At 73.1% G+C, this 1,883-nt stretch carries 1 protein-coding gene; it reads left to right on the top strand.

The window, feature by feature from the left end; genetic code table 11:
• Positions 1–1,811: LpqB family beta-propeller domain-containing protein (locus tag AOK24_RS29055; protein WP_055723017.1), on the top strand; the 1,811-nt coding region annotated here is incomplete at its 5' end.
• Positions 1,812–1,883: the final 72 nt, after the last annotated feature.

Here is a 1,883-nt window from a genome sequence, read left to right as displayed (position 1 = left end):
GTGAGGGGGGTGCCCGGCGGGTGTCGGGGCGGGTTGCCGCGTACGTCGTCTGCGGGGCCGTTCTGCTGAGCGGGTGTGCGTCCATGCCCGACCACGGCGACCTGCGCGGGGTGGAGTCGACGCCCCGGCAGGACACGCAGGTGCGCGTGTTCGCGATGCCGCCGCAGGAGGGGGCGACGCCCGGGGCGATCGTGCAGGGCTTCCTCGAAGCGCTGACCAGCGACGACCCGGACTACGCGACGGCCCGCAGGTACCTGATCGGCAAGGCCGCCAAGACCTGGGACCCGGAGAGCTCCACGACGGTCCTGGACGTCGGCCCGCAGCCGATGCAGGAGCGCCCGGGCGGGCGTGAGGGCGGCGCGGACATGTCGATCACCCTCGACGGCGAGCGCGTGGCCACCGTGGACGCGCAGCAGTCGTACACGCCCCAGGTGGGCAAGTACCGGCAGACCCTGCACCTCGTGCAGGACGACAAGGAGCAGTGGCGGATCGACGAGCTGCCTCAGGGCGTCGTCATGGGGCGGTCGGACTTCGCCCGCAACTACACGTCCGTCAACAAGTACTACTTCGCCTCCCGCGCGCGCGTGGGGACCGTGCCCGCCGCCGTCGCGGACCCCGTGTACGTGCGCAAGCGCGTCGACCCGACGACCCAGATGGTGCGCTCCCTGCTCGACGGGCCCACGAACTGGCTGCGGCCCGTCGTCCGGTCGGGCTTCCCCACGGGGACGGCCCTCGCGGACGACGCCGGGCCGCTCGTGCCGGACGACCAGAACAAGCTCACCGTGCCGCTCGACGGCAAGGCCGCGGGCGTGAAGCAGGGCAAGTGCGACGAGATGGCCGCGCAGATCCTGTTCACCCTCCAGAGCCTCACCCCGGCCGTCGACGAGGTCGAACTGCGGGCCGACGGACGGCGGTTGTGCTCGCTCGGCGCGGGGCGTTCGACCGGGATCGCCGCGCGCGGGTCCGCGCAGAGCCCCGGGCACCTGTACTTCATCGACGGCGACCACCGCCTCCAGTGGATGGTGGCCGACGGCAACGACTCCGCGCCCGAGTCGGTGCCCGGCGCGTTCGGGGACGGCGGCAAGGCGCTGCGGTCCGTGGCCGTGTCCCGGGACGAGCGCGAGGCCGCCGGGGTCACGCTCGACGGCAAGCAGCTGTACATCACCTCGCTGGCGTCCGGCAGCCGGCTCGGCAACCCCGTGCTGACCAGCGCGGGCGCGACCGAGAAGGACCGGTTCACGACGCCCACCTGGGACGCGCAGGGCGATCTGTGGGTCGCCGACCGCAACCCCCTCGCGCCCCGGCTCTACCTGCTCGCCAAGGGCGACGACACGCCCGTCGTGGTGAGCACGCCCGGTCTTGAGGGGCGGATCAACGCGGTGCGGATGGCGGCCGACGGGGTGCGGGTCGCGCTCGTCGTCGACTCCGGGGGGCGGCAGTCGCTGTTCGTCGGGCGGGTCGAGCGGGACGAGGACAGTGCTGGGCGCGAGACCGTGTCCGTGCAGGAACTGCGGTCCGCCACGCCCGAGTTGGAGCAGGTGACCGCCGTGTCCTGGGCCTCCGACAGCCGGCTCGTCGTGGTCGGCAAGGAGACCGGCGGGGTCGAGCAGGTGCAGTACGTCCAGTGCGACGGGTCGGTGCCGGAGACCGGGGCGCTGCCCGGGCTCACCGAGGTGCAGAGCATCGCCGCGTCCGAGGACAGCGAGGCGCCGTTGTTCGCCACGTCCAAGGACGGGTTGCTGTGGCTGCCGGGTGGGAGCGGGTGGCGGACGCTGAAGCCGACGGCTTCGGTGGCGTTTTATCCGGGGTGAACTCGGGGGTCTGCCATCGAGGTTGGGGAGTGGTGGCAGGCCCGGTGGGGGGAGTGCCGGGAGATCCGGGGC

The sequence above is a fragment of the Streptomyces niveiscabiei genome, assembly GCF_001419795.1.
Taxonomy (GTDB): domain Bacteria; phylum Actinomycetota; class Actinomycetes; order Streptomycetales; family Streptomycetaceae; genus Streptomyces; species Streptomyces niveiscabiei.
This window is presented reverse-complemented; position numbering and strand designations above follow the sequence as displayed.